Origin of the sequence: Halomonas qaidamensis, assembly GCF_025917315.1 — a bacterium.
GTDB lineage: Bacteria > Pseudomonadota > Gammaproteobacteria > Pseudomonadales > Halomonadaceae > Vreelandella > Vreelandella qaidamensis.
Genome location: NZ_CP080627.1, coordinates 2480865 through 2507532 on the forward strand (window position 1 = coordinate 2480865; position 26668 = coordinate 2507532).

Below are 26668 nucleotides of genomic sequence, written 5' to 3' on the forward strand. Positions count from 1 at the left end.
TTAATCAGTCGGCGATCCGCTCGTAAACGACAAAGTCGTATTGAGGCTGTCCTTCTGCTGGCGTACCCGCTACGCGCTGAATTTCCTGCCACTCTTTCATAGAGAATTCAGGGAAGACGGCATCACCTTCAACATTCACATCGACTTCAGTAATATAGAGGCGTTGCGCATAAGGAAGCGCTTGTCGGTAGATCTCGCCCCCTCCCATCACCATAATTTCTTCGGCAGCTTCAATAGTAGCTTGTTGGTCAGCCAATGCTAATGCCGCTGGTAATTCATGGCATATTCTCACGCCTTCAGCCGTAAAGCCTGTGTCACGAGTGACAACAATATTGAGCCGATTGGGCAACGGCTTACCTATCGAAGCGTAGGTTTTACGCCCCATGACTAGCGGCTTGGCTTGGGTCATACGTTTGAAGAATTTTAAATCTTCAGGCAGGTACCAGGGTAGTTTACCTTCTACGCCAATTACCCGATTTTTAGCCATTGCCACAATCATGGCGACCGGCACTAACGGTTCATACACACTGTGCTGGTTCATACGGCTACCTGTGCTTTGATGTGTGGGTGCGATTCATATCCATCAATATGGATATCGTCGAAGGTAAAATCGAACAGGTTAGTGACCTGGGGGTTAAGCACTAAACGTGGCGGCGCTTTAGGTATACGGCCCAATTGTTCTTGGGCCTGCTCTAAATGATTGCTGTAGAGATGTGCATCGCCTAGCGTATGCACAAACTCACCTGGCTCAAGGCCGGTTACCTGGGCAACCATGGCAAGCAGTAGCGCATAGCTTGCAATATTAAACGGCACGCCTAAAAAGATATCGGCACTACGCTGATAAAGCTGGCACGAGAGACGCCCATTAGCCACGTAAAATTGAAACAAACAGTGGCAAGGCGGTAACTTCATTTCATCGACTTGACCTGGATTCCAGGCTGAAACAATCAGTCGCCGCGACTGGGGAGTGGTGCGAATTTGCGCTAACACGTTGGAAATCTGATCAACGCTTCCACCGCTTGGGGCCGGCCAGCTGCGCCATTGGTAGCCATAAACAGGACCAAGGTCACCATTTTCATCTGCCCATTCGTCCCAGATGCGCACGCCGTTCTCTTTAAGATACCCAATATTGGTATCGCCTTTAAGGAACCACAGCAGCTCATGAATGATAGAGCGTAGGTGTAGCTTTTTTGTGGTGAGTAGCGGGAAGCCGCGCGAGAGATCGAAGCGCATTTGATGACCAAACACTGAGCGCGTACCAACGCCAGTGCGGTCATTCCGGTCAACGCCCTGCTCCAGCACAGTGCGCATTAAGTCTAGGTACGGCTGTTCAAGCGCGTCTTTCGGCGTGGGCGTTATTGCAGTCACAGAAATTCCAGATTAAAAATCAATTTGGGCACATATTCTATACGCGTAAACATCAGGCAGCCAGGAGCATTCTCCTCACTCCTCACTCCTCACTCCTCACTCCTCACTCCTCACTCCTCACTTTCTACACCTTGGCATCAACGGGTTGGTTGCGTGACCAAGCAATAAAGAGTAGACCTAGCGCAATCATCGGGAGCGTGAGCAGCATCCCCATCGTGAACCAGCCAAAGGCAAGGTAGCCAATGTGGGCGTCGGGCATGCGTACAAATTCAACCATAAAGCGGAAAACGCCATAACCTAGTAGGAATAAACCCGATAAGAACCCTCTAGCACGTGGTTCAGCAGACACCCACCACAGAATGGCAAACAGTATGATCCCTTCCAGGAAAGCTTCATAAAGCGCGGAAGGATGACGTGGCTCTGGCCCCATACCAGGAAACGGCATTCCCCAAGGTAGCGACGTTACACGCCCCGGGAGTTCATGGTTGATGAAATTACCAATCCGTCCTGCACCTAAACCGATGGGTACCAGAGGGGCAATAAAGTCCGTTAATGTGAAAAATGCCAGCTGTTTACGACGTGCAAATAGCCATGCCGCTAACAGCACCCCTAGTAAGCCACCATGAAAACTCATACCGCCATCCCACACGCGGAATACCCATAATGGGTCAGCGGCCCACTGGCCTAACCCGTAAAACAGCGCATACCCTAGCCGCCCTCCTACTACCACACCAATGGCACAGTAAAACAGTAAATCACCAATATCATCTTTCGTAAGGCCAATACGCGGTGCCCGCTTACACCCTAACCACCATGCCGCAACAAAGCCCACTACATACATTAAGCCGTACCAATGGACCTGCAGCGGGCCTAATGAAATAGCGACAGGGTCAATCGTTGGGTAATTAATCATTGAGCATCTCTAGAGGTAACAGGAGGAAAATAGCAGGTGAAAAACAGCAGCGTGACATCAGCGAGTTAAGCCGCTATTCAAAATTACGCCAATATAAAGCGTATACCTACGGCGGCCAGCAAAGCTGCAAACGAAAATCTCAGTACATTGGCTGGAAGCACATGGGCTAAGCGAACGCCAATTCGGGCAAAGGGAACACTTGTAAGCACAATACCAATAAATGCAGGCCACATGACGAATCCAGTCGCCCAGGGCGGTAACAGCGGGTTACCCCATCCCACCACTATAAACGTTATTGCCCCAACGGCTGCTATTGGTAAGCCACAAGCAGCGGAAGTTCCCACTGCCTGGGTCATACTCGCACCGCACCGAGAGAGCCAGGGAACCGTCATTGCACCACCGCCGATGCCAAACAGCGCTGATATAGTGCCTACCACGCCGCCGGCAATGGCCATGGGGGCGTTGCCCGGCGGCACACTACCTGGCTTAGGTGAAAGGCCAAGCACCATTTTAGTGGCTAATAGCAACACAAATACGCCGAACAACGTGCCTAGCACAGTGCCGGAAAGGTTGTCTGCGATAAAACCGCCACCAATTGCCCCTAGCATTAGCCCTGGCAACAACGCCATAAACCATGGTTTATGAATACTACCTTTTCGATAATGTCCTAACGCTGACGAAGCACCGGTAATAACAATGGTTGCTAGTGATGTACCCACCGCTAAATGCATGGTGATTTCAGGGGCCACTCCTTGTAGACCGAATGCAAACACCAGCGCAGGAACAATGATTAAACCGCCCCCCACACCAAACAGTCCGGCCATCGTACCTGCCGCTGAGCCCAACAATAAATATCCTGCCCAAATACTCAATGCTGTCATTTTTGTTGCACCTGATTATGCGCGCCAGGCACCCACTTAGTGATCATACTGAGCAGCGTTTCAGGCTTGTAAGGCTTTGCTAATACGTCATCTATTCCTGCAGCGTTATAAGCATCGGCACCCGTGTTATCGACATTAGCGGTCAGCGCGATCAATGCGCTACGCTGTTGGCCGCCACTAAGGTGCTCGAAGGTTCGCCAGCGGCGTGCGGTTTCTAGCCCATCTAATGTCGGCATAAAAATATCCATAAATACGAGGTCATAAAAGGTCGTTTGCTGGCGGTCTAGCGCCTGCTCGCCACTACTAACACCATCCACCTGAAGCCCTTGAGTTTCCAACATTTGACGCGCCAGCATTAAATTAACAGGGCCATCGTCAACGACCAGAATACGTAGCTTGCGCTCTAAAATAGCGTGTGGCTGTTCATAGTCGTCTGTTTCATTGACGCTTTGCTCAGCAAAATTAGCAAGTAATGCACGTATATCTGCCAATCTCTCACGCACGTAGGTAATATTTTTTTGGCATGCATGCGAATGGACTTCTTCCAACATAGTGCTTAAATAATCAAACAGCGTGTCGGCTTCGCGTTGTAGCAACGTTAAATAGCCTGATTTTAAACGTGACTCCTCACGCGCGCGGTCACGTCCTGCGATAAGATGCTTCAACTGTTTTTGATGGTGATGAAGGTCATCAAGCAAGGTGGGGTCGGGTTTAATGTGGACACCAGAAGTCGCTGGCAACTGCTTATTTCTTAAAGCACGTTCGACGCTGACTAACCATTGATTAACCGACGCTAAGCGCGTTAAAGGCAGCTCCCCCGCGTTTTTTACTGCTGCTGGCTCCTTCACATCAGCCTTTGAAGCTACTAGCATCGTCGCTACTGCATTCGCATGGTGCTCCAGCTCTGCAAGCTCTTGCATAAAGCGGGCATCTTTCTGTTTTGCACGACTTTTAATCAACATCAAAAAAACGCTAACGTTTAAACAACTGCCTAACAGCAGTGCTAATGTTAGCCATAGCGTGGTGCTCCACGATGTTTGTCCTGGTGAAAGCCCCCAAACGACCCATCCGACCAATACACAGAGCAGTACCAATGCCACCTGTACCAGTAAAAGAGGCCATAAAATAGGCCAAACGATGGCGTTCCAGAAGTGCTCTCGCTGATAGCGTTGCATAGTGTGCGCCTTCCTAGGTGGCTTCTTAAATAATGCGCCTTAACATGTTGGCGGCCATAGCATGGCTAAGCATGTTTATATTAATGTTAATTGTATGTCTACGCTTCCATACTGTCATGCCTCACTGGCTGATTGGGTTTCTAATACCGTTTGTGAGCCTCATCTATGTGTTTAATCACTTTTTCTTGGTCTCCTGGCGCAACCATTCCCTTGCGCCTAGCAGGCAATCGAGATGAATTTCATCAGCGGCCTACCGCACCACTCGCACGCTGGGAAGAGCAGCCTACTCTGGTAGGAGGGCGCGACTTGGAAGCTGGCGGAACGTGGTTAGCGGCAAACTCGAAAGGGGTTGTCGCTGCATTAACCAATGTACGCGACCCTCGACTGGCAACACCTGGCAATGCGCCTAGCCGCGGCGAACTGGTGGCGAGCGTTCTACAAAGCGATGATGTGGAAACCTGGCTTACCACCTTAGAAAGCAAAACAGCCCTCCACTATGCTGGATTCAACTTACTAGTAGCCACTCAAGATCGTCTGTGGCATATGCACCGCGGCCTGCACGGGGTCGTACTTACCCGTGTTCCCCCTGGGGTTCATGGCCTATCGAATGCCACTCTGAACACGCCCTGGCCAAAATTGAACCTGGTTCGCAATGCCTTATTAACCAGCACCAACGAACAGTGGCGAAGCGCAACACAACAGGCGCTACATAATCCACAAACGGCACCAGATGATCAGCTACCAGACACCGGAGTGGGGTTAACACTGGAGCGTCAGCTCTCTTCTGCATTTATAGTGGGTGAACACTACGGCACCCGAGCGACTACTTGGCTAACGCTAAATCAGCAGGGGCAAATAAACATAACCGAGCAGCGGTTTGGGCCACTCGGTCGATTTGAGGGGGAGACCACCTTAAAAACTCACTAACACTTCAGCTCTAGACCACCCCTGCCAGGCATGAGTCTCGGCATTAATCTCGTGGGGGCAATAAATGTGAAAGCTGCCACTCATCCATGCGCTTATTGAGATGTTCATGCACCAACGCTGGGGTATCCCGCTCCATGATTTCGCTGAGTAGTGTTTGTGCATCGTGCATAGACACGCGCCGGATAGCCGCTCGTACTTTGGGTAGGCTGGGGGCATTCATGGAAAGGCTGGTAAACCCCATGGCCATTAGTAACAGCGCACCAGCAGGATCGCCCGCTAATTCACCGCATAACGATATGGGCTTTTCTAGCCGTTTCGCATCCTGGGCGAGCTCTTGTAGCGCACCTAATAGCGCTGGGTGTAAGGCATCGTACAGGCTAGAGACGCGAGGATTGTTGCGATCTACTGCGAGCAAATATTGGGTGAGGTCATTACTACCCACCGAGAAGAAATCCACCCGCTTCGCCAACGCATCCATTTGATAAATCGTCGCCGGCACTTCAATCATCACACCCACTTTGGGCCGTTCAACCGCAATTCCTTCTTCGCCTAACTCTAAAATGGCACGATCTAGCAGGCGAATGGCTTCATCGACCTCTTCCACATTGGTAATCATCGGGAAGAGCACATAGAGATTGTTCAAATCATGCGATGCTTTCAACATCGCACGCAGCTGAACCATCAATACTTCTGGATGATCAAGGGTTACCCGCATCCCCCGCCAGCCCAAGAACGGATTCGCTTCTTCAATAGGAAAATAGGGAAGGTCTTTGTCACCGCCGATATCCAGCGTTCGCATGACGACTGGCAACGGCGCAAAACCTTCCAGCTGCTCGCGGTACATGCGCATTTGCTCTTTTTCACCGGGGAAGCGCTCGGTAATCATAAAAGGCACTTCAGTACGGTATAGCCCTACACCACCAATACGGCTTTTTAGCAGCGCAGAGGCATCAACAGCAAGCCCTGTGTTCACCATCAACGGCATTGTATGGCCATCGGGTGTTTCGCTGGGCAAGTCTTGCTCGTGCTCCAGAAGCTCGCTCAGCGCTGCCTCTTCAGCAATCAGGCTTTCGTAGCGAGCTTTTAACTCAGCTGCTGGACGCACAAATAGCCGGCCTCGGTGACCATCCAGCACTACCGGCGCACCGTTCAAACGCGGCAGAGGAAGATCTACCATCCCCAGCACCGTAGGAATCCCCATTGCACGAGCAACAATAGCAACGTGCGAGGTACTTGAGCCGCGCACCGACACTAGGCCTTTGAGTTTGTCTCTTGGCACTTCACCCAGCATGGCAACGCTAATTTCATCGCCGACTAGAATGGCATTTTCCGGGTAGGTTTCTGGGGTAGAGGGTGTGTCCTCCTGAAGATGCGCCAGCACACGGCGGCCAAGGTCACGAATATCTGCCGCCCGCTCCCGTAGGTAGTCGTCGTCTACTCGTTCAAGGTATTGAACATGCCGACGCACGACATCGGCCAGCGCTCCCGGCGCCCATTGGCCTTCACGAATGCGTTTTTCAACTTCTTCAGAAAGCGCTGCTTCACCGAGCATTTGTTGATAGACGTCAAATAGCGCCAGCTCTTGAGAAGATATTCGGTTAACTAAGCGCTCTGCTGCCGCACGAATTTCATCGCGGGTTTTGCCAATGGCTTCTTTTAACCGCGCAACTTCGTAGTCTTGATCACTAGGAATAAGATCAGGAACGCTGTTCAAGTCAGCGGGTGGCGTAATCACCACCGCCTCCCCCATCGCCATCCCCGGCGACGCTGCCACGCCCTTGAACATGGCTTGACCACCCGGAAGGGCCGGACGGGCTAGGTTACCCGTCGCCAGCGCATGAGCCAGTACTCCCGCCAACTGGGCAGCCATGGTGACAAGAAAAGCTTCGTCTTCATCGTCATACTGGCGTTTTTCGGCCTGCTGTACGACCAAAACGCCCAGCATAAGGCGTTGATGAATAATGGGCACACCGAGGAAACTTGAGTAGCGCTCCTCGCCGGTCGCTTCAAAATAACGAAAATGGGAGTGGGACTGAGCGTCTTCTAAATTAAGCGGTTCACTGCGCTTAGCCACTAGCCCCACCAGGCCTTCCCCTAGCGGCAATACCACACGACCTACTGCTTGCGTACGCAGGCCAATAGTTTCCATCAATACGAGTGACTCAAGCTCCTTGTCATACAAATAGAAGGAGCACACGTCAGTCTGCATCGCCTTGCGTATGCGACGTACCATCGTTGACAGCGCGGCGTCGAGGTTTCTAGCGCCATTCACTTCTTGAATAACGCGTCGCAGCACCTCAAGCATGGACGTTTTACTATTCACTATTATTTGCCTCGCTGAGGGATTTTCGGCCAACTCTCACTGTCTCGTAAAAACTATTTTTTTAAAACCAGTTCTTGAAAACCAGTTCTTGAAAACCAGTTCTTGGAAACCAGCTTTGAAAACAGTGGAGCACACGTTATCCATCATTATCTTGTTGCGCCAAGCGCTGAACGCGAGGAGAAAGCTCTCTTAGCGCGCGCCGATATACCTCACGTTTAAACGGCACCACCTGCCCCAGTGGATACCAGTAACTGACCCATCGCCAACCATCGAATTCGGGGTTGGGCGTTGCCGTCATGCAAATTCGATTTTCTTGGCAGCGAATTTTAAGTAGAAACCACTTCTGCTTTTGACCGATGCAAACCGGCCGTGAGTGGGTGCGAATCAGGCGTCGTGGTAGACGGTAGCGCAGCCATCCCCGAGTACAGGCGACAATATCAACGTCGTCGGCGGTTAGGCCGATCTCCTCAAAAAGCTCACGAAAAAGTGCTTGATGTGGTGTTTCGTTTGCTTTGATGCCTCCCTGGGGAAACTGCCACGCGTTTTGCCCTACACGACGCGCCCAAAGCAGCTGCCCCTGGCTATTGGCAATAATAATGCCAACATTGGGGCGAAAGCCGTCAGCGTCGATCACGGACATCACCTTAATAAATTTTCAGTTATCCCCATTTTTCCACAAGGGAGACAAGCGTATCAATACAATATAACGCTAAGTGGTTAAACCATGGTGACTCTGCGATAATTCGCCGCCTTGCAAACCGTGACTATCGTTAATAACTGACCTAATCATCAGCAACCAACCAACACCATAAGGGGAGCGCCGTGAGTCTGGCCATTTTCGATTTGGATAATACGCTGCTATCCATCGACAGCGATCATGCCTGGGGTGAGTTTTTACTTGAGCAAGGTGCAGTTGACCCCATTGCCTACCGCGAGGCCAATGAGCGTTTCCTAGCTGACTACAATGCCGGCACGCTAGATATGGCAGCATTTCTAGAAATGGCCTTAAAGCCACTGGCGGAAAATACGCCGGAACAACTAGCCGCCTGGCACCAGCAGTTTATGGCCAGCAAGATAGAACCCAACATTCTGCCCAAGGCAGAGGAGTTGCTTGCCCGCCACCGCACCAAAGGCGATACGCTGCTGATTATCACCGCTACAAACCGCTTTATTACTGCCCCTATCGCCGAACGCTTAGGTGTGGACTACCTCATTGCCGTTGACCCTGAAATGGTCGATGGCCGCTACACAGGACGAGTATCAGGCATTCCTAGCTACCGCGAAGGTAAAGTGACTCGCTTGCAGCAGTGGCTTGAGAATCAAGAGCTAACCATGGACGGCGCATGGTTTTACAGCGATTCCCACAATGACCTACCGCTGCTTGAGCAAGTGGAGCACCCCGTTGCCGTCGACCCCGACGACACCCTGCGCCAAATCGCCGAAGAACGCCACTGGCGAATTATGAGCCTGCGGGATTGAGTGGTGCACCCCCGTCATTCCCGCGTGCCCTTAGCGGGAATCCATTTTGTGCTGCCCCAACTCCGTCATTCCCGCGTGCCCTTAGCGGGAATCCATTTTGACTTTGGTTTTCGGGCTACGGCGGCAAAGGTCAAGGTGGATTCCCGATTACCCCATTCGGGAATGACAGGCTTGGGGCTATTCGGGAATGACGACTGTGATGAGTAGTGAGGCTCCCCAACCCCGTCATTCCCGCGTGCCCTTAGCGGGAAACCATTTTGACCTTGGTTTTCGGGCTACAGCGACAAAGGTCAAGGTGGATTCCCGATTACCCCATTCGGGAATGACAGGGTTGAGACTGAGTCGGGAATGACGGCTGTGGTGAGTGGTGAGTGGTGAGTGGTGAGTCTTAAGTGACCAAATTGAAAAACCCCGCAAGCATTAAGCTTGCGGGGTTTGGTATTACTAGGCATTGTTCTTAAAACGGTTTTTAGAACAGTTCAAAGAACGCCAGCCAGCGTGCTTAGCCGAGCAGGTGCTCAACCGCTGCGCGCTCTTCACGCAGCTCTTTCTCGGTCGCCTGCATCTTCTCTTTGCTGAACGCGTCCAGTTCGAAGCCTTGAACGATTTCATACTTGCCACCCTGGCAACGTACCGGGTAGGAGTAGATGATGCCTTCTTCAATGCCGTAGCTGCCGTCAGACGGGATCGCCATGCTGACGATACCATCGCAACCCAGCGCCCAATCGCGCATGTGATCAATGGCTGAAGATGCAGCAGACGCTGCAGAAGACGCGCCGCGTGCTTTGATAATCGCCGCGCCGCGCTGCTGTACGGTCGGAATAAAGTCGTTTTCGTACCAGTCACGCTCAACCAGATCGAAGGCGGCTTTGCCGTCTACTTTGCACTGTGCCAGATCCGGGTACTGGGTAGCACTGTGGTTGCCCCAGATAATCATGCCGTCAACGTCAGTGACGTGCTTGCCGGTTTTCTGAGCTAGCTGCGTCAGCGCACGGTTGTGGTCCAAACGCGTCATTGCAGTGAACTGGCCTGCGTCAAGGTCCGGCGCGTTGCAAGAAGCAATCAACGCATTGGTGTTAGCCGGGTTACCGACAACTAGCACACGCACGTCACGGCTAGCGTGATCGTTCAGTGCTTTACCTTGTACAGAGAAGATCGCGGCGTTGGCTTCCAGCAGATCTTTACGTTCCATACCCGGGCCACGCGGACGTGCACCTACCAGTAGGGCGAAATCGGCATCTTTGAAGGCAACGTTCGGATCATCAGTAGCAACGATGTCTTGTACCAGCGGGAAGGCGCAGTCGTTAACTTCCATGACAACGCCGTTCAGGGCGTCCATGGCTTGGGGGATTTCGAGAAGCTGGAGAATGACTGGCTGATCCGGCCCCAGCATATCGCCAGCGGCGATGCGGAAAATAAGAGAATAGCTGATCTGGCCGGCACCGCCGGTAATCGCAATACGTACTGGATCTTTCATCATTGCTCCTTGATGGTTCGCCTAAAGTGGGTTCTCGCCTGAGAGTGGGTCGACAGAACTCAAGACGACAAGATGGTATGCCCAGATGTGCAAAAACTCAATCATACATGAGACTACTACCCATTCGCGCAGTGGCTTGGTACTCGCTGCTAGACGCCAGTTGCGCTATGGTGTGTTGGTCAATAAGCCAACCTTCTTTTTATCTCTTTTTGGCATGCCTTACCTCTCTGCATGACATACCTTGTGTGATTTTTGGGTTAATACGGATATAACTACCCCATGCGACGAATTCCTTACTCTTACGCGCTTGCTAGCTTACTGGTCCTGGCACTTGTGGTATGGCTAGCAATTGGCGATTTTCAACGTTTTCAAAGCACACCGCCTGAGACAGGCACCATTGAACGCGATTCAACACCTCGTGTAGAGGTGATGACCCAGCAGAGCGCGCCCTATATTCCTAACCATGTGCTGCAAGGCCAGCTAACCGCGGAAAGAGAGACACTGTTACGCGCCAACGTGACGGGTTATGTCGCAGAAAAACCGGTGGCCCAAGGAGAAACCGTCAGCCAAGGCGATACACTGCTGGTACTGGACAACGACGCGCTGCCCCAACGCCTACAACAAGCACGTGATGAGCTGGCGCTAGCTGAAGCGGAATACGCGGGCGCTCAAAATCTACGCCGCCGTGAGTTGATTTCTCAGCCAGAGTTGCTGCGCCTGCAAAGTGCATTAAGCGCCAGCGCAGCCCAGGTCGCTCAGTTGGAAAAGCAGTTAAACGATACCCGACCAACCGCTCCCTTTGAGGGCGTGCTAGACAGAGTCCAGGTAGAACTGGGTGATTTACTGCAACCCGGCGAAGAGTGGGCACGGCTAATCGATGACCGGCGCTTAACCGGCACGGCCTGGGTTGCTCAACAGCATATTGACGAATTGAGCGTTGGCTTACCCGTCACTGCGCGACTGCTCAATGGCCGTTCACTCTCTGGCGAAGTGTCTTTCATTAGCAGCCGTGCGGTAGAAGCCACTCGCACATTCTATATGGAAGTAACACTCGACAATCCAGACAGGCAACGCTTAGCCGGGAGCAGCGCTGAATTCACCATAACGCTGCCCCCTCGTCAGGTTCATACCTTGTCTCCGGCACTTTTCAGCCTCAATGATCAGGGCCAATTAGCCATCAAACATGTCGTTGAGAATAACCGCGTTGCCCAAACGGCCATTGAGCTGGTGAGTGCCGATACCAAACGCGCCTACGTTTCCGGCTTGCCCAATCGTGTACAGCTGATCACTCTGGGCGCGGGATTAGTTAACCCAGGCGACACCGTGATACCTGTATCACGCGAGGAAAGTGAGCCTGCCCAGGAAGATGGTCATGCGTCAGTTAATTAATGCGGCGCTAACCCACACGCGAACCACCCTGCTGCTCTTGGTTGGCCTTCTGTTGGCGGGTACAACTGCCTGGCAGATGATTCCGAAGGAAGCTAACCCAGACGTTACTATTCCGATTATCTACGTTGCGTTGTCGTTGGAAGGCGTTAGCCCAGAAGATGGCGAGCGCCTGTTGATTCGGCCAATGGAGCAAGAGTTGCGCGGTATTGAAGGGCTGCGCAAGTTTACCGCCCAATCTAGCGAAGGCCATGGCTCGGTGACGCTGGAGTTTGATCCTGGCTTTGACCCAGACACAGCGCTTTCGGACGTGCGTGAACGGGTAGATATTGCCCGCAGTAGCTTACCGGATGAAGCTGACGAGCCGCGGGTAATGGAGGTGAATGTCTCTGAGTTTCCGGTGCTAAGCATCGGCCTTTCCGGCGAGCTGGACACCCGGGAGCGGGTGACCATTGCACGTCGCTTGAAAGAGGAAATAGAGGGCATTGCCGACATTTTAGAAGTCGACATTGCTGGCGATCGCGAGGACTTACTCGAAATTGTCGTTGATCCGCTGGTGCTGGAAAGCTATGGCGTTGACTTCGATACGCTGTTTAATCAAATCTCACGCAATAATCGCTTGGTGGCTGCAGGCAGCTTGGATACTGGTGCTGGACGGTTAGCATTAAAAGTACCTGGCATTATCGAATCATTAACCGATGTCATGGACATGCCAGTAAAAGTTGATGGCGATCAGGTGGTCACGTTTGGCGACGTTGCCTGGATTTTACCCACCTACAAAGATCCTGAAGGATTTGCCCGCATTGACGGCCAGCCGGCGGTAGTGCTGGAAATTTCCAAACGCGCCGGGGCGAATATTATTGCCACCATTGATGCAGTAAGAGAGCGATTTGCCCAGGCGGATGACCTGCTGCCGGATCAGCTGCGCATCACCACGATTTTGGATGAATCGGTCACCGTTCAAAATATGCTCTCTGAGCTACTTAATAACGTCGTCACCGCCGTGGTACTAGTGTTGATTGTCGTGGTGGCGGTCATGGGATGGCGTATGGCGTTATTGGTAGGATTAACCATTCCTGGTGCGTTTTTAACCGGCATCCTACTAATCTGGGCATTTGGCTTTACCCTTAACATCGTAGTGCTATTTGGGCTCATTTTAGTAGCGGGCATGCTAGTGGATGGTGCAATTGTGGTCAGCGAACTCGCAGACCGACACCTGCATGAGGGACAGTCTTCCCACCAGGCGTGGCTGAATGCGGCGACGCGCATGAGCTGGCCTGTCATAGCTTCTACGGCAACAACGCTTGCGGTATTTGTGCCGCTGCTGTTTTGGCCAGGCGTGGTAGGCCAGTTTATGAAATATCTCCCTGCCACCGTCATTTTATGTCTTCTTGCATCACTCGCTATGGCGCTGGTTTTCTTGCCTACCCTGGGTCGGCTGTTTACCCGCACATCCCACACAGCTACTGCTGGCGCAGGCCCTATTGATAAAGGCACATCGCTTGGGCGCGGCTATCGCCACGTATTAGGACGCTTGTTGCAGCACCCTGCTTGGGTATTAGTATTTGCGGTGCTTTTCATTGTGCTGCTGTATACCGGCTATGCACGCTTCAATCATGGTGTTGATTTCTTTCCCAATGTAGAACCAGACAGCGCTCAAGTGCTGGTACGTGCCCGCGGCGATTTTTCCGCCGAAGAAACTGATGCCATCCTACAGCGGGTAGAAGCTCGCTTGGGCAGTATGGGAGAAGTTGAAGCCCTTTATGCACGCTCTTTCGCGGTACCCGACCAGCAAATAGGCAATGATGTCGTGGGGATACTGCAGTTTCAGTTTATCGACTGGTATCAACGTCGTCCGGCCTGCACTATTTTGGCGGATATGGCCGAGCGCACAGAGGACTTGCCAGGCATTACCCTAGAGTTTCGTGAACAGGAGATGGGGCCTGGCGGCGGTAAGCCGATTGTTCTGGAAGTCAGCGCTACTGATCCAGACATCGCCAACGCCGGCGTTGACCAAATTACTGCCCTAATGCGCGAGCTAGGCGGTTTTATCGACATACAGGATAACCGCAGCCTGCCGGGGGTGGAATGGCAAGTAAAGGTTAACCGAGAAGCCGCAGCCCGCATGGGCACCGACATCACCACTATTGGTAGTGCTGTGCAACTGCTAACCACTGGCCTTCAAGTCGCCAACTATCGCCCGCCCACGGTTACCGATGAGGTGGATATTCGCGTGCGCTTGCCTGAGCACTGGCGCACACTGAATCAGCTTGAGCGCCTGACGATTAACACGTCACGTGGTCAAGTGCCAATTGCTCACTTTGTGGAGATTACACCCGCCCCCAAAGTGGGCACCCTAAATCGAATTGATGGACGTCGCGCCATTACCGTTGAGGCAGATTTAGCACCTGGCTATTTAGCAGACGAGCGGTTGCGGGCACTACTGGATGCAGGACAAGGCCAGCTTGCCGATGGATTGATGGTTAATGTGGCGGGTGAACAAGAGGATCAGCAGGAGTCTATGCAGTTCTTGATTAGTGCTTTCTTGGTTGCGATTGGATTAATGGCGCTGATTCTGGTGACACAGTTCAATAGCTACTATCAAGCAGTACTGGTGCTATCGGCCATTGTGTTTTCCACTGCCGGCGTTTTGATGGGGCTGCTTATTACTGGCCAAGCGTTTGGCATTGTCATGGTCGGCATGGGCGTTATCGCCTTGGCGGGTATTGTGGTGAATAACAATATCGTCTTGATCGACACCTATAACGAACTGCGCGGCCAGGGTATGACCCCAACAGAAGCAGCATTAGAAGCAGGCACCCTGCGCCTGCGTCCAGTGCTTCTCACCGCCATTACCACCGTGCTGGGATTAATGCCCATGGTGCTGGGCATCAACGTTAACCTCTTTGCCCCCGCATTAGGGTTTAACGCCCCTTCCGCCCAGTGGTGGACACAAATGTCCAGCGCGATTGCAGGCGGCCTTACTTTCGCCACTGCCCTGACACTCTTATTAACCCCCTGCATGCTAGTGATAGGCGGTAAGCTAAGGCGCGAGGTGTGAATTGAATCATCGCGAGCTAAAGCTCCCTCCTACACAACATCGTGCCGCTATTCTATTGTAGGAGGCCGCTTCAGCGGGCGATGGCGGCGCAGCCGCCCTTGAGACGTCCAGACATAGTAGTTTGAATTATCGCGAGCTAAAGCTCCCTCCTACAAAACACCGTGCCGCTATTCTGTTGCAGGAGGTCGCTTCAGCGGGCGATGGCGGCGCAGCCGCCTTTGGGACGCCCAGGCATAGTAGTTTGAATCATCGCGAGCTAAAGCTCCCTCCTACAAAACACCGTGCCGCTATTCTGTTGTAGGAGGCCGCTTCAGCGGGCGATGGCGGCGCAGCCGCCCTTGAGACGTCCAGGCATAGTAGTTTGAATTATCGCGAGCTAAAGCTCCCTCCTACAAAACACCGTGCCGCTATTCTGTTGCAGGAGGCCGCTTCAGCGGGTGATGGCGGCGCAGCCGCCTTTGGGACGCCCAGGCATAGTAGTTTGAATCATCGCGAAGCTCCCTCCTACAAAACACCGTGCCGCTATTCTGTTGTAGGAGGCCGCTTCAGCGGGCGATGGCGGCGCAGCCGCCTTTGGGACGCCCAGGCATAGTAGTTTGAATTATCGCGAGCTAAAGCTCCCTCCTACAAAACACCGTGCCGCTATTCTATTGTAGAAGGCCGCTTCAGCGGGCGATGGCAGCGCAGCCGCCTTTGGGACGCCCAGGCATAGTAGTTTGAATCATCGCGAGCTAAAGCTCCCTATCATTATGGATATTGAAGAATAATTAAGCAGGCGACTTCATCTGCTGAGGGCTGTGGGCGGCGTGAAGGCGGGCAATTAGCTGATCTTCCAGGGCGAAGCGTTCTGCTAAACCTTTCGCTAAGCGGTCAATCCAAGCAGGCAGACGCACTAGATTCTGTTGACAGCGCACCGGTGAAGCAAAGTCTTCATCAAACTCCAGCACCATGGCCGTTGACATTTCTAAACGCTCGAGAAGTTTTGCAGCAATATGCAATGCGTTCTCGTCGTCAAATGCCTTGGCTTCTTCAGCAAGCTGGGGATAAATTTCGAAGTGCCCAGCGCTGATGTAGTCCATCAGCAGTTCACTAAAGGTATCAATGCGTGCTTTGCTGATCGCTTCTAGTTCGGCATCGCAGGCTTCTTTCAGTTCAATAAAACTGACCAGTAACGAGCGACGCTGATCAAGCCAGCGATCAATCAAACTGTGCACGCCTCCCCAGCGCTCCAGGGCATTTTTGCAATCTTCGAGCATGGGGCCTTCTCCTTGCTTATAGCCGCCTTCAACAGGGTTAGACTCGCGCGTCCTTAGTCACCTGTCAATCCTGGCGGGTACGATTTACTTAATAAAAAGATACCAATCAACCGGCTCTAACCTTAGCACTTTTTTAATATTTCTTTACACCCCATAGAATACGTAGAGGTGCGATAGCAAGCAATAAAAAGCCGATTAAGGTCCAGGCAGGCAGTGACAGTCCTAGGAACATAAAGTCGATTTCAGCGCACTCTCCTGAGCCCGTAAGCACCATAGCAACCACTTCCTGCATGGGCAGTATATCCATCATATACTCAAGACCAGGCCCACACGTCGGCACTTCATCGGCGGGCAACCCCTGAAGCCATACATGCCTACCTGCAATAAAAGCGCCAGTGCCCGCTGTGGCTAGTCCGAGCACACCATAAATAGCTTTGCCTAGTGCACCGTTAGGGTTATGAAGGGCGGCAATAGCTAATACTAACCCAGTAGCTATGACCGCTACCCGCTGAAAAATACACAGCGGACAGGGTTCCAGGCCCATAATATGCTCAAGCCCTAAGGCAACTGCCATCATCAATACACAAAAGACGAACCCCGCTAACGCGATGGGGCGTACAGCTAATGAGGTCATTGACCATCCTCTGGTGAAATAGCCGACAGCACTCTGGATTCACGCGCTTTGGCAAAATAAGTGCTTAGAAACTCACTAAAGCTCTCTTGATCAGCCGCTTCAATATCGTGCTGCTGTTGGTGTGAGGTTTCAATTAACTGAGCAAGTAGTGCCTCACGAGAACGCAGCATGGGCGTAGATTTAAGCTTGTTGGCCTGCTCTTGAGCTAAGTGCAACAGCGTATCGCTAAGTGAGCCATTGCCCGCTTCAAGACGCGTCAGCAATTGCGCTGAGGGAGTCAGCGATGGATCTTTCAGCAGTGGTGCTAACCCAGCCAATGCCGCGGCATGAGGAGCGTCTTCTTCTACCGCGTCTAGCAGACGTGCTACCTCGGCCATTTCAGCAAAGATTTGCTCACCCCACTCGCGAACAGACGTTGCTTTGCCGTTGTGCACCAGGCTTAACGCAGGGTCACGCCCACGCTCTACCACTAAGCGACGATTGTCGTCTAAGCGGTCGCACTCTTCGTCTGAAATCCATGGGCTATCGCTTAATAGACACCACATTAAAAATGTATCCACAAAACGCATTTGGTCTTCAGTGACACCCAACGGATCAAATGGATTGAGATCCAGGCAGCGCACTTCGATGTACTCTACCCCTCGCGCTTCAAGCGCCTGACTGGGCGTTTCGTTATGCTTAGCAACTCGTTTGGGGCGGATATCGCTATAGTATTCGTTTTCAATCTGCAAAATATTGGCATTCAGCTGCTGCCACTCATCACCGTTCTTCACGCCCAATTTTTCATAATCTGGCCACGGCGTTGAAATAGCGTGCCGCAACGTATTAACGTAATTAGACAGCGAGTTAAAGCAGATCTTAAGCTGTGACTGCACTTTGTTCTGGTAACCCAAATCCGACATACGCAACGTGGTCGCATAGGGGGCGTAATAAGTGTCATCGCTCAGCGACTGAAGTTTTTCTGGCACGTTGCCTGTCGGTAAAAAGCTTTTATCGATGGCGGGTGATGCACCGAATAGGTAAAGCAGCAGCCAGCTATGCCGACGAAAATGCCGAATCATGCCGAAGTAGCGCGTAGAGCGGTAATCGTTAAAAGGGATGTTGGTGGCTTTTTCAAGCTCACGTAAGGCGTGCCACATATCTTCTGGTAGCGATACGTTGTAATGCACTCCAGCAATAGCCTGCATAATACGGCCATAGCGCACATCTAGCCCTTTACGGTAAACATGCTTCATTGTGCCCACATTGGAGCTACCGTAGTCGGCAATCGGGACGCTATCGTTACCGGAAAGTCGCGACGGCATACTGCCTGGCCAGATCCACTCGTTTTCTAAGTGGTGATAGGTAAATGTGTGCAGGTCGGATAAAAAGGCCAATGCTTCCTTTGGCTCTGAATACACTGGCGTGATGTATTCCAGTAGTGCTTCGGAGTAGTCCGTAGTGATATGTGGGTGGGTTAATTTCGAACCCAGCGCATACGGATGCGGTGTTTGAGCAATATGACCATTAGCGTCAACGCGTAGGCCCTCTTTTTCCAAACCGCGACGCAGGCGGCCTAAACGCCCTAAGCGCGCACTGGGAAGCAAACGGTCTACCTGAGCAGTCAGCGCAGATGGCACAGTGAGAGGTTCAGACAAGGTGAACACTCCTTGTTAGTAAGGCCTGCTTAAAGCAGGCCTTGTTGAATTCAGTTGGCTTCGCCATGTGGTTTATTACGTTTTTTACCGAGAATAGAAAGCAGGATATGGCGGCAACCGTTAAATATTCAAGACGCGCGACTATTTGCCCTGCTTTGCTTTAAGCAGGGCTGCGCCGAGCGCGCCCATGGCAGCAGGTGCTTCGCTGGGCTTTCCGCCTTGGCGTTGACCGCTCTGTCCGCGACCATTCTGCCCAGCACTAGCCGACCGTTGGCTACTACGCACAGGCTTGCGAGGCTCGTCGTTGGTGGAACTTGATGCTGTTTGCGCCTGCTCTGGCTCATCATCCAAACGCATTGAAAGGCCTACCCGCTTGCGGGGGATATCTACGCTCATCACCTTAACAGTAACGATATCGCCTGCTTTCACGATGCTACGTGGATCATCAATAAAACGATCCGACAGCGCTGAAATATGCACGAGTCCATCTTGGTGAACGCCCACATCGACGAAAGCTCCGAAGTGGGTCACGTTAGTAACCGTTCCTTCCAGCACCATGCCTAACGTCAGATCTTTAAGTGTTTCGACGCCTTCACGGAATTCAGCCGCTTTAAACTCAGGGCGCGGGTCACGGCCAGGCTTATCCAGCTCTTTGAGAATATCGCTGACGGTAGGAACACCAAAACGCTCATCGGCGAAATCGGCGGGTTTCAGTGCTTTTAGCGTCGCACTATCACCAATCAGCCCTTTAATATCACGGCTGTTCTGCTTGGCGATACGCTCTACCAGGGTGTAAGCCTCGGGGTGAACGGCACTGGCATCAAGCGGGTTTTCGGCATTACTGATACGCAAAAAACCAGCACACTGCTCAAATGTTTTTGGCCCAAGACGACTAACTTCCAACAGCTCTTTACGGCTTTTGAAAGCCCCTTGAACGTTACGTTGGGCAACAATATTTTCAGCAATGGCAGCACTTAACCCAGCAACGCGAGAAAGCAGCGCACTAGAGGCAGTGTTGAGATCGACCCCCACCGCGTTAACACAATCTTCTATCACGACTTCTAGACTGCGTGAGAGCTGCACTTGGGAAACATCGTGCTGGTACTGACCAACGCCAATAGATTTCGGCTCAATCTTTACCAGCTCTGCCAGCGGGTCTTGCAGGCGTCGGGCAATAGAGACAGCACCACGTATGGTGACATCAAGATCCGGCAGCTCGCGAGAGGCGTATTCCGACGCTGAATAAACTGACGCCCCTGCCTCAGACACCATCACTTTACTTAACCGGTGCTCGGGTGCTAGTACTTTCAGCAGATCGCCTGCTAGCTTGTCAGTTTCACGACTGGCCGTGCCATTGCCCACGGCAATCAGCTGAACACCGTGCTGCTTAACCAATTTAGCGAGCACATTGAGCGATTCATCCCAGCGATTCTGTGGCGCATGGGGGTAAATCGTCGCTTGGTCGATAAACTGCCCGGTCGCATCTACCACCGCCACTTTGCAGCCGGTTCTTAAGCCTGGGTCAATAGCTAAGGTGACCTTCTGCCCAGCAGGCGCTGCCAACAAAAGATCTTTCAAATTAGCAGCAAATACGTCGATAGCGGTTAGCTCTGCCTGCTCGCGCAGACGTCCCAGCAGCTCGGTTTCAAGCGCAGTGTAGAGTTTTACACGCCACGTCCAGCGCACAACTTCACTCAACCATTTGTCGGCGGGACGTCCTTCATCGCTAATTCCTACTTGTTTGGCAATAGCCACTTGGGCTGGGTGAATCGGCGCGTCCTCTTCACCAGGCAAGCGAATTGACAGGCTTAAAATGCCTTCATTGCGGCCACGGAACATGGCAAGCGCACGGTGTGAAGGTACTTTAGCGAGCTTTTCGTCATGTTCAAAGTAATCAGAAAACTTCGCACCCTCCTGCTGTTTGCCATCAAGCACGCGGGCGCTTAATTCGCCCTCTTGCCATAACCGTTCACGAAGACGACCGATTAGCTCGGGGTCTTCAGCGAAGCGCTCCATGAGAATTTGCTTAGCACCATCCAGGGCAGCTTTGACATCTTCAATGGCGGGAATATCACCTTCGGCAGGACGCAGGTACTGCGCTGCTTCACTTTCAGGGTTAAGCGCAGGGTTGTCCAGTAGGGCATCAGCCAGTGGCTCTAGCCCTGCTTCACGGGCGATTTGTGCTTTGGTGCGGCGCTTTTTCTTAAATGGCAGGTATAAATCTTCCAGGCGCTGCTTGGTTTCGGCTGCCTGAATGGACGCTTTTAGAGAGGCATCCAGCTTGCCTTGCTCATCAATAGCTGACAGTACAGCGTCACGGCGCTCTTCCAACTCGCGCAAATAGCGCAGACGCTCATCTAACTGACGCAGCTGACTATCATCAAGGGCGCCTGTTACCTCTTTACGGTAACGGGCAATAAATGGCACGGTAGCGCCACCATCCAGAAGCTCTACCGTGGCGGAGACCTGTTCAGGTCGTACGTTTAGCTCAGTGGCTAAGCGTAAAATAATACGTTGTTTGACATCCATAACGTGCAACTAACTCATGCAGCATTCGAGGTGCCGACAAGGTACCACAATCGCACGTTACTGGCATGAATTGGCCACAGTGGGAAAGGCTGCCCGGAAATACACCCACCACCCTGGCAGCGCTACATGTTGCACCTGCGACGGTGCAGCCGCCCCGTCGCACGCCAACCCACCCGGCACCGCAGCATTCGTGGGAGAGCCTTACGCGGGCACAAACCGTAATGCGTCGCCGTTGTTGCACCAGCGTAAGCCAGTGGGCTCTGGTCCATCACCAAAGACGTGGCCTTGGTGGCCACCGCAGCGGGCGCAGTGGTATTCAGTGCGGGGCCATATCATTTTGAAATCTAATTTGGTCAGTAGGTGGCCTTCGACATGCTCAAAAAAGCTCGGCCACCCAGTGCGCGAGTCATACTTCATTGCACTAGTGAACAGCAGCAGATCGCACCCTGCACAGCGGTATTCGCCTTCCCTTTCTTCTTCATCAAGAGGGCTGGAAAACGCGTACTCGGTCCTTTCTTTACGCAGCACGTTGAACGCTTCATCGGATAAGCGTTCACGCCATTCGTCTTCGCTTAACTCAAGCTTTTCAAGACCTGGAGCTGCCTCAAGATTCAAGCGAGGGAAGCCAAACGATACGCCAGGAATAACACCCACTAGCCCGGTCAAACCAGCAAGACCTAAAAAGTGTCGACGCTTCATCCATAACTCCCATCAAAAAAGTAAGGGGACTAAATAATAAAAATGGGGCAGCGCTTTCGCGCTGCCCCACTCTGACTACTTAGTTGTCCAAACGTTCGACAACTTCCCCTCAGATGTGCAAATTAGGTTAACTGCGGGCCTGCTTTGATAATTGCGTCATTAACACCTTCAAACTTCTTGAAGTTATCAACGAATTTGGTAGCAAGGTCTTGCAGGTGACGATCGTAAGCATCTTTGTCTGCCCACGTTTCGCGAGGATTGAGCAGGCTAGAGTCCACACCTGGCACCGCTACCGGCACTTGCAGGTTTAAACCTTCAACAAGCTTGGTTTCAACATCGCGCAGCATGCCAGACTGAATAGCGCTGATAATAGCGCGCGTCGTCGGGATAGAGAAACGCGAGCCACCTTCGCCGTAGGCACCACCTGTCCAACCGGTGTTGACGAGATAAACCTGAGCATCTTTCTTCTCAACCCGCTTGATAAGCAAGTCAGCGTATTCACGCGCCGGACGCGGGAAGAAGGGTGCACCAAAGCAAGTAGAGAACGTAGCGGCCAAGCCTTCTGAAGAGCCCATTTCAGTCGAGCCCACTTTCGCGGTGTAGCCAGACAAGAAGTGATACGCAGCGGCTTCTTTAGAAAGAATCGACACGGGCGGCAGAACACCGGACATATCGCAGGTCAGGAAAACAATGGCATTCGGCTCGCCGGCCAGATTTTCCGGTACGCGCTTCTCAACGTGCTCTAGTGGGTAAGCAGCACGGGAGTTCTGCGTCAGGCTGTCATCGGCGTAATCAGGCTCACGACGATCATCAAGAACAACGTTTTCCAGCACGGTACCAAACTTAATGGCGTTCCAAATAACCGGCTCGTTCTTCTCAGAAAGGTCGATACACTTGGCGTAGCAGCCGCCTTCCATGTTGAACACAATGCCATCGCCCCAGGCGTGCTCATCATCACCAATCAGGTAACGAGCCTGATCTGCAGACAGTGTGGTTTTACCAGTGCCCGAGAGACCGAAGAACAGGCAGGTTTCACCGTCTTCACCCACATTCGCAGAGCAGTGCATTGGCAATACGTCGGCTTCTGGCAACAGGTAATTCTGCACCGAGAACATGGCTTTCTTCATTTCACCAGCGTAGCGCATACCGGCAATCAGCACTTTGCGCTCGGCAAAGTTGATGATGACACAACCATCAGAGTTGGTGCCGTCGCGACTTGGGTCACACTCAAAACCCGCTGCGTTCAGAATCGTCCACTCTTCTTTAGCCGCAGTGTTGTAAACCTGCGGACGCACGAACATAGTGCGGCCAAACAGATTTTGCCAAGCGGTTTCAGTGGACACACGGACGGGCAAGTAGTGCGTGTTATCACTGCCTACATGCAGCTCAGCCACGAAATGCTCACGGCTACCCAGATAATCTTCTACACGAGCCCAAAGCGCTGAGAATTTTTCAGCATCAAACGGGCGATTCACGCTGCCCCAGTCGATGCTATCGCGAGTGGATGGCTCGTCGACGATATAGCGATCTTTAGGTGAACGCCCTGTGCGCAGGCCGGTGTTTACCACCAGCGCACCGTTAGCCGACAGGCGGCCTTCACCACGGGCCACGGCGCGCTCGATAAGTTCGGCGCTGCTAAGATTAACGTGGGCTTGGAGAGCGGCTTGAGTCGTGGTCATGTCGATTCCTGGGTCTCGAATTTACCGGGCGTCGCCGACGCCTTGAGAAATCATCTCAGCCCGGTATTGTTTCCAATAACTACGGGCTGAGTGCGCTGAAGTCCGGCGCATTATGGCAAAAAGAACGCCCACAGGAAACGGGGCTTTGACCAAATATCTTGTAGTTAAACTACTACACTGACACTACATTTTGTGTTGCAGCGCAGTATTTATTTCAAACATACGTTTAACACGTAACTCATATGCTTTGCTATGACTAGTGCCGCGCGCGACACAGCCCAATTTCTTTGCGAACATCTACGACTACAGAATCAGTGAATCACCGGCGGTGGTGCGTCTGGGTTTTCTAATAAAATTTCAATATCCGCGGCCGTGTAGTGATATTTCGTGTGGCAAAAGTGGCATTGGGTATCGATTGCTCCCTCTTCACGCAAAATATCGCGCAGTTCCTCTTCGCCAAGCGTGTATAACGCATGGCTCATTCGCTCCCGCGAACAGGTGCAGCCAAAGCGCAGCGCCTTCGGCTCAAATACTCTCACTGTCTCTTCGTGATAAAGCCGATATAGCACCTCGCGCTGCTCCAGCCCTAAAAGCTCTTCCGCTTTAATGGTGTCGGCAAGATGCACGCTACGCTCCCAGGCGTCGACATCTTGATTTTGTGACGCATCGGGCAAGCGTTGCAGCAGCAACCCACCTGCACGGTCACCATCAGCCGCCAGCCATAGGCGCGTGGGTAGCTGCTCTGACTGGGCGAAGTAGGCTTCCAGGCAGCCGCCTAACGTATCGTGGTCAAGCGCAACAATACCCTGATAACGATGCCCTTCCCTTGGGTCGAGAGTAATCATAATTTGGCCTTCGCCCACCAGCTCTTTAAAGTTGGCATGTTCGCTGGGCAATACCGCGTCTTCAGCAATGCGTGCAATGGCACGCAGCTCGCCCCCGGGGTTGGACTCTGCCATTAATAGTGCGAGCGCCCCTTGGCCACGCACCTCAATGCTCAGCGTGCCATCTAGTTTTACGGTGTCGGTCAATAAAGCAACCGCAGCCAGTAACTCGCCTAGCAGCTCATTAACCGCTGGCGGGTAGGCGTGGCGATCAAGCACTTCATGATAGGCCGTGCTAAGCGTGACGATTTCACCACGCACATTGGTTTGGTCAAACATAAAACGTTGGATTTGATCAGACATAAGGAAACCATTAGAGAAATAGGTCAAAGAAACAGGTCAAAGAAACAGGTCGAAGCAACGGTTCAAAACAATAGTTTAAAGCGACAGGTAGAAAAAGAGAGAGGAGAGCCTACCGGCATAACGCATAAGCGCGTGCTTAATCGCCTTGTTGGCGCTGAAAACGCTGGATATCACGGCGCTGTTTTTTATCAGGACGTTTAAGCGGGTGCTGCATTGCCTCATTGGTAAGGCGGCGCGCTTCGGTCTCTTTAGCACGACGCTGGACACTGTCTTCAGTTTCAGCGTAGAGCTTACGCGCTTCTGGTGCACCACGACGCTGGTCAGAAAGCGAGACGACTTCCACCTCAAAAATGTCCCACCCCTGAGGAACACGAATGATCGCCCCTAGCTCAACATTTTTGCTAGTTTTTACGCGGCCACCATCATAGTGAACTTTGCCACCTTCTATGGCTTTTTTAGCCAGGGCACGGGTTTTAAAAAACCGCGCGGCCCATAGCCACTTATCTAAGCGAACGCTCTCGCTCATTAACGCTCTCCTCGCTGCCCAGGCAGGTTGCTTGGCAGCAGTTGGGCAAATCGGTCTAGGGCGATAAACGCTTGCAGCTCTTTCTCAGGCCGCTGGCTATCGGGCTGCTTGATGCCTAGCAAGTGTTTGATACCAAATTCACGGGCACTTTCGAGCACGTTGGCGTTGTCATCGATGAATAGCGTACGCGCCGGGTCAAATGGCTCACGTTCTTGAAGCGCAAACCAGAAGGCTTGCTCTTCTTTGGCGGCCCCGACGTCTTCTGATGAGATGATGGCATCGAGATAGTTTTCCAACCCTGTCAGCGGCAATTTAAGCGCAAGGCTGGCACGGTCAGCGTTGGTGGCCAATACCACGCGGGGGTGGGCTTGCTTCAGCCAGGTTAAAAAGTCGAGTGCATCACTGCGCAGGCCAATAAGATGCTGCACTTCACGCTTCAGTGCCACAATATCGACGCCAAGCTCACGGCTCCAGTAGGCAAGGCTGTACCAGTTGAGCGTCCCCTGCTCACCAATAATACGGGCACGCAGTGTTTCTTGGCTCGCGATATCCAGTTGATGAAGCTCAACATAGCGTTTTGGCAAGTGCTCTAGCCAGAAATGGCTATCGAAATGCAGATCCAGCAGCGTGCCGTCCATATCAAGTAGGACAGTATCGATCTCGCGCCAATCAATCATTGCCGCTCCAGTCTGAAAGAATAAGCATGCTATTGTAGCGTAACCCGTTTTTTGCAGCCACGGAGGCATGATGTCTAACTACGAATCATCACCTGACGACACCCATACCGGCTACCCACGAAAGCCACAGATTTTAGCGCGGGAGAGCGTCGCCAAGAGTCGTTTATTCCATATTGAATCGCTTGATTTACGCTTTTCTAATGGCGAAGAGCGTCAGTTTGAACGCTTAACTGGCGCTGATCGTGGTGCGGTTATGATCATTGCCATGCCCGATCCAGAACACGTGCTGCTTATTCGCGAATATGCCGCTGGCTTTGAAGATTATGTGCTGACGCTGCCGAAGGGTTTGGTTGATCCTGGTGAGGATGTTGTCACTGCCGCCAACCGTGAGCTGATGGAAGAGTGCGGCTTTGGTGCGCGCCGGATTGAACCACTGGTGGAGCTTTCGTTAGCGCCCAACTACATGCGCCACCGTATGCAGGTGCTGATGGCTACCGATCTTTACCCCAAGCGCCTGCCAGGCGACGAGCCAGAGCCATTAATAGTTGAAACCCACGCCATTGAAGAACTACCGGCACTGTTATTACGTGACGACTTCCACGAAGCCCGCGCCATCGCCGCACTCTATATCGCAAGAGATAAGCTACGTGAAGAGAAACGCGATAACGCAATGGATTTGTTGTAAAACCGCGCTGCCTTTGCGGGTGCGCTGACGCTTACACCGCACTACAATACCTATAAATTCAGCGGGTTATGTAGCGCGTGGTAACGCCGATCGCGAGGAACGAGCGCAGGCGGCACCCGCGGGAGGCGGCGGAACGACGCCCAGTGGCAGAGAATTCCTCCCAACACTG

Annotated in this window: 22 protein-coding genes; 5 read left to right on the forward strand and 17 right to left on the reverse strand. The window is 52.5% G+C overall.

Translation table 11 applies throughout. From position 1 onward, the window contains the following. Nucleotides 1-4 precede the first annotated feature (4 nt). The 5 genes from K1Y77_RS11355 to K1Y77_RS11375 all read right to left on the reverse strand — a co-directional run bounded on the left by K1Y77_RS11355 (nt 5) and on the right by K1Y77_RS11375 (nt 4337). Complete coding sequence (locus K1Y77_RS11355) at nt 5-541, reverse strand: dihydrofolate reductase (RefSeq protein ID WP_264017885.1); 537 nt, start codon at nt 539-541, stop codon at nt 5-7. Further along, nucleotides 538-1368, reverse strand: coding sequence for a thymidylate synthase (locus K1Y77_RS11360; RefSeq protein ID WP_320055265.1), 831 nt, complete (start codon nt 1366-1368; stop codon nt 538-540). The genes K1Y77_RS11355 and K1Y77_RS11360 overlap by 4 nt, the downstream gene beginning before the upstream one ends. A 124-nt stretch (nt 1369-1492) precedes the next feature. Then, complete coding sequence (lgt, locus tag K1Y77_RS11365) at nt 1493-2281, reverse strand: prolipoprotein diacylglyceryl transferase (RefSeq protein WP_264428542.1); 789 nt, start codon at nt 2279-2281, stop codon at nt 1493-1495. A gap of 83 nt (nt 2282-2364) precedes the next feature. Next, a complete protein-coding gene (locus K1Y77_RS11370; RefSeq protein ID WP_030071866.1) occupies nt 2365-3162 on the reverse strand; it encodes a sulfite exporter TauE/SafE family protein in 798 nt (265 codons plus the stop codon). After that, nucleotides 3159-4337: a response regulator gene (locus tag K1Y77_RS11375; RefSeq protein WP_264017883.1), complete on the reverse strand. Its 1179-nt coding sequence runs from the start codon at nt 4335-4337 to the stop codon at nt 3159-3161. Before K1Y77_RS11375 ends, K1Y77_RS11370 begins: the two co-directional genes overlap by 4 nt. 165 nt (nt 4338-4502) lie before the next feature. Between K1Y77_RS11375 and K1Y77_RS11380 the strand changes: the two genes are divergently transcribed. Continuing rightward, nucleotides 4503-5264 (forward strand): NRDE family protein, encoded by a 762-nt coding sequence (locus K1Y77_RS11380; RefSeq protein ID WP_264017882.1) that lies wholly within the window; start codon nt 4503-4505, stop codon nt 5262-5264. A gap of 43 nt (nt 5265-5307) precedes the next feature. Here the strand turns inward: K1Y77_RS11380 and ptsP are convergent, their stop codons facing one another. Together ptsP and rppH are read right to left on the reverse strand one after the other, a co-directional pair. Further along, nucleotides 5308-7569 (reverse strand): phosphoenolpyruvate--protein phosphotransferase, encoded by a 2262-nt coding sequence (ptsP, locus tag K1Y77_RS11385; protein WP_030071859.1) that lies wholly within the window; start codon nt 7567-7569, stop codon nt 5308-5310. Nucleotides 7570-7723: 154 nt separating this feature from the next. Then, nucleotides 7724-8221: an RNA pyrophosphohydrolase gene (gene rppH, locus K1Y77_RS11390; protein ID WP_264428544.1), complete on the reverse strand. Its 498-nt coding sequence runs from the start codon at nt 8219-8221 to the stop codon at nt 7724-7726. A gap of 188 nt (nt 8222-8409) precedes the next feature. Here rppH and K1Y77_RS11395 point away from each other — a divergent pair, with 188 nt between their 5' ends. After that, nucleotides 8410-9066: a histidinol-phosphatase gene (locus K1Y77_RS11395; protein WP_264428546.1), complete on the forward strand. Its 657-nt coding sequence runs from the start codon at nt 8410-8412 to the stop codon at nt 9064-9066. 502 nt (nt 9067-9568) lie between these two features. Here K1Y77_RS11395 and K1Y77_RS11400 read toward each other — a convergent pair. Further along, on the reverse strand, nt 9569-10543 hold the full coding sequence (locus K1Y77_RS11400; RefSeq protein WP_264017881.1) for a malate dehydrogenase: 975 nt from the start codon (nt 10541-10543) through the stop codon (nt 9569-9571). Between the two features lie 279 nt (nt 10544-10822). Between K1Y77_RS11400 and K1Y77_RS11405 the strand changes: the two genes are divergently transcribed. Next, nucleotides 10823-11932: an efflux RND transporter periplasmic adaptor subunit gene (locus K1Y77_RS11405; protein ID WP_264428548.1), complete on the forward strand. Its 1110-nt coding sequence runs from the start codon at nt 10823-10825 to the stop codon at nt 11930-11932. Continuing rightward, entirely contained in the window at nt 11916-14990 is a 3075-nt protein-coding gene (locus K1Y77_RS11410; RefSeq protein WP_264428550.1) for an efflux RND transporter permease subunit, read from the forward strand. Before K1Y77_RS11405 ends, K1Y77_RS11410 begins: the two co-directional genes overlap by 17 nt. 767 nt (nt 14991-15757) lie before the next feature. Here the strand turns inward: K1Y77_RS11410 and rsd are convergent. The 9 genes from rsd to yrfG all read right to left on the reverse strand — a co-directional run bounded on the left by rsd (nt 15758) and on the right by yrfG (nt 25814). Further along, a complete protein-coding gene (gene rsd / locus K1Y77_RS11415) occupies nt 15758-16246 on the reverse strand; it encodes a sigma D regulator (RefSeq protein ID WP_264017878.1) in 489 nt (162 codons plus the stop codon). A gap of 133 nt (nt 16247-16379) precedes the next feature. Then, on the reverse strand, nt 16380-16880 hold the full coding sequence (locus tag K1Y77_RS11420; protein WP_264428552.1) for a disulfide bond formation protein B: 501 nt from the start codon (nt 16878-16880) through the stop codon (nt 16380-16382). Beyond that, nucleotides 16877-18517: a glutamate--cysteine ligase gene (gene gshA, locus K1Y77_RS11425; RefSeq protein ID WP_030071843.1), complete on the reverse strand. Its 1641-nt coding sequence runs from the start codon at nt 18515-18517 to the stop codon at nt 16877-16879. The genes K1Y77_RS11420 and gshA overlap by 4 nt, the downstream gene beginning before the upstream one ends. Nucleotides 18518-18658: 141 nt before the next feature. Next, nucleotides 18659-21046 (reverse strand): Tex family protein, encoded by a 2388-nt coding sequence (locus tag K1Y77_RS11430; protein ID WP_264428554.1) that lies wholly within the window; start codon nt 21044-21046, stop codon nt 18659-18661. Between the two features lie 201 nt (nt 21047-21247). Continuing rightward, nucleotides 21248-21745, reverse strand: coding sequence for a peptide-methionine (R)-S-oxide reductase MsrB (msrB, locus tag K1Y77_RS11435; protein WP_030071840.1), 498 nt, complete (start codon nt 21743-21745; stop codon nt 21248-21250). Between the two features lie 122 nt (nt 21746-21867). Further along, nucleotides 21868-23424 carry a phosphoenolpyruvate carboxykinase gene (locus K1Y77_RS11440; protein WP_264428557.1) on the reverse strand — a complete coding sequence of 519 codons (1557 nt, stop codon included), beginning with the start codon at nt 23422-23424 and terminating at the stop codon, nt 21868-21870. Between the two features lie 311 nt (nt 23425-23735). Further along, the gene (gene hslO / locus K1Y77_RS11445) at nt 23736-24611 is read right to left on the reverse strand and encodes an Hsp33 family molecular chaperone HslO (protein ID WP_264428559.1); all 876 of its coding nucleotides are present in this window, start codon (nt 24609-24611) and stop codon (nt 23736-23738) included. 136 nt (nt 24612-24747) lie between these two features. Next, nucleotides 24748-25137 (reverse strand): ribosome-associated heat shock protein Hsp15, encoded by a 390-nt coding sequence (gene hslR / locus K1Y77_RS11450; protein WP_264428560.1) that lies wholly within the window; start codon nt 25135-25137, stop codon nt 24748-24750. Then, nucleotides 25137-25814, reverse strand: a complete 678-nt coding sequence (gene yrfG / locus K1Y77_RS11455) for a GMP/IMP nucleotidase (protein ID WP_264017876.1) — start codon at nt 25812-25814, stop codon at nt 25137-25139. The genes hslR and yrfG overlap by 1 nt, the downstream gene beginning before the upstream one ends. A gap of 70 nt (nt 25815-25884) precedes the next feature. Between yrfG and nudE the strand changes: the two genes are divergently transcribed. Further along, nucleotides 25885-26499, forward strand: a complete 615-nt coding sequence (nudE, locus tag K1Y77_RS11460; protein WP_030071830.1) for an ADP compounds hydrolase NudE — start codon at nt 25885-25887, stop codon at nt 26497-26499. Nucleotides 26500-26668 lie beyond the last annotated feature (169 nt).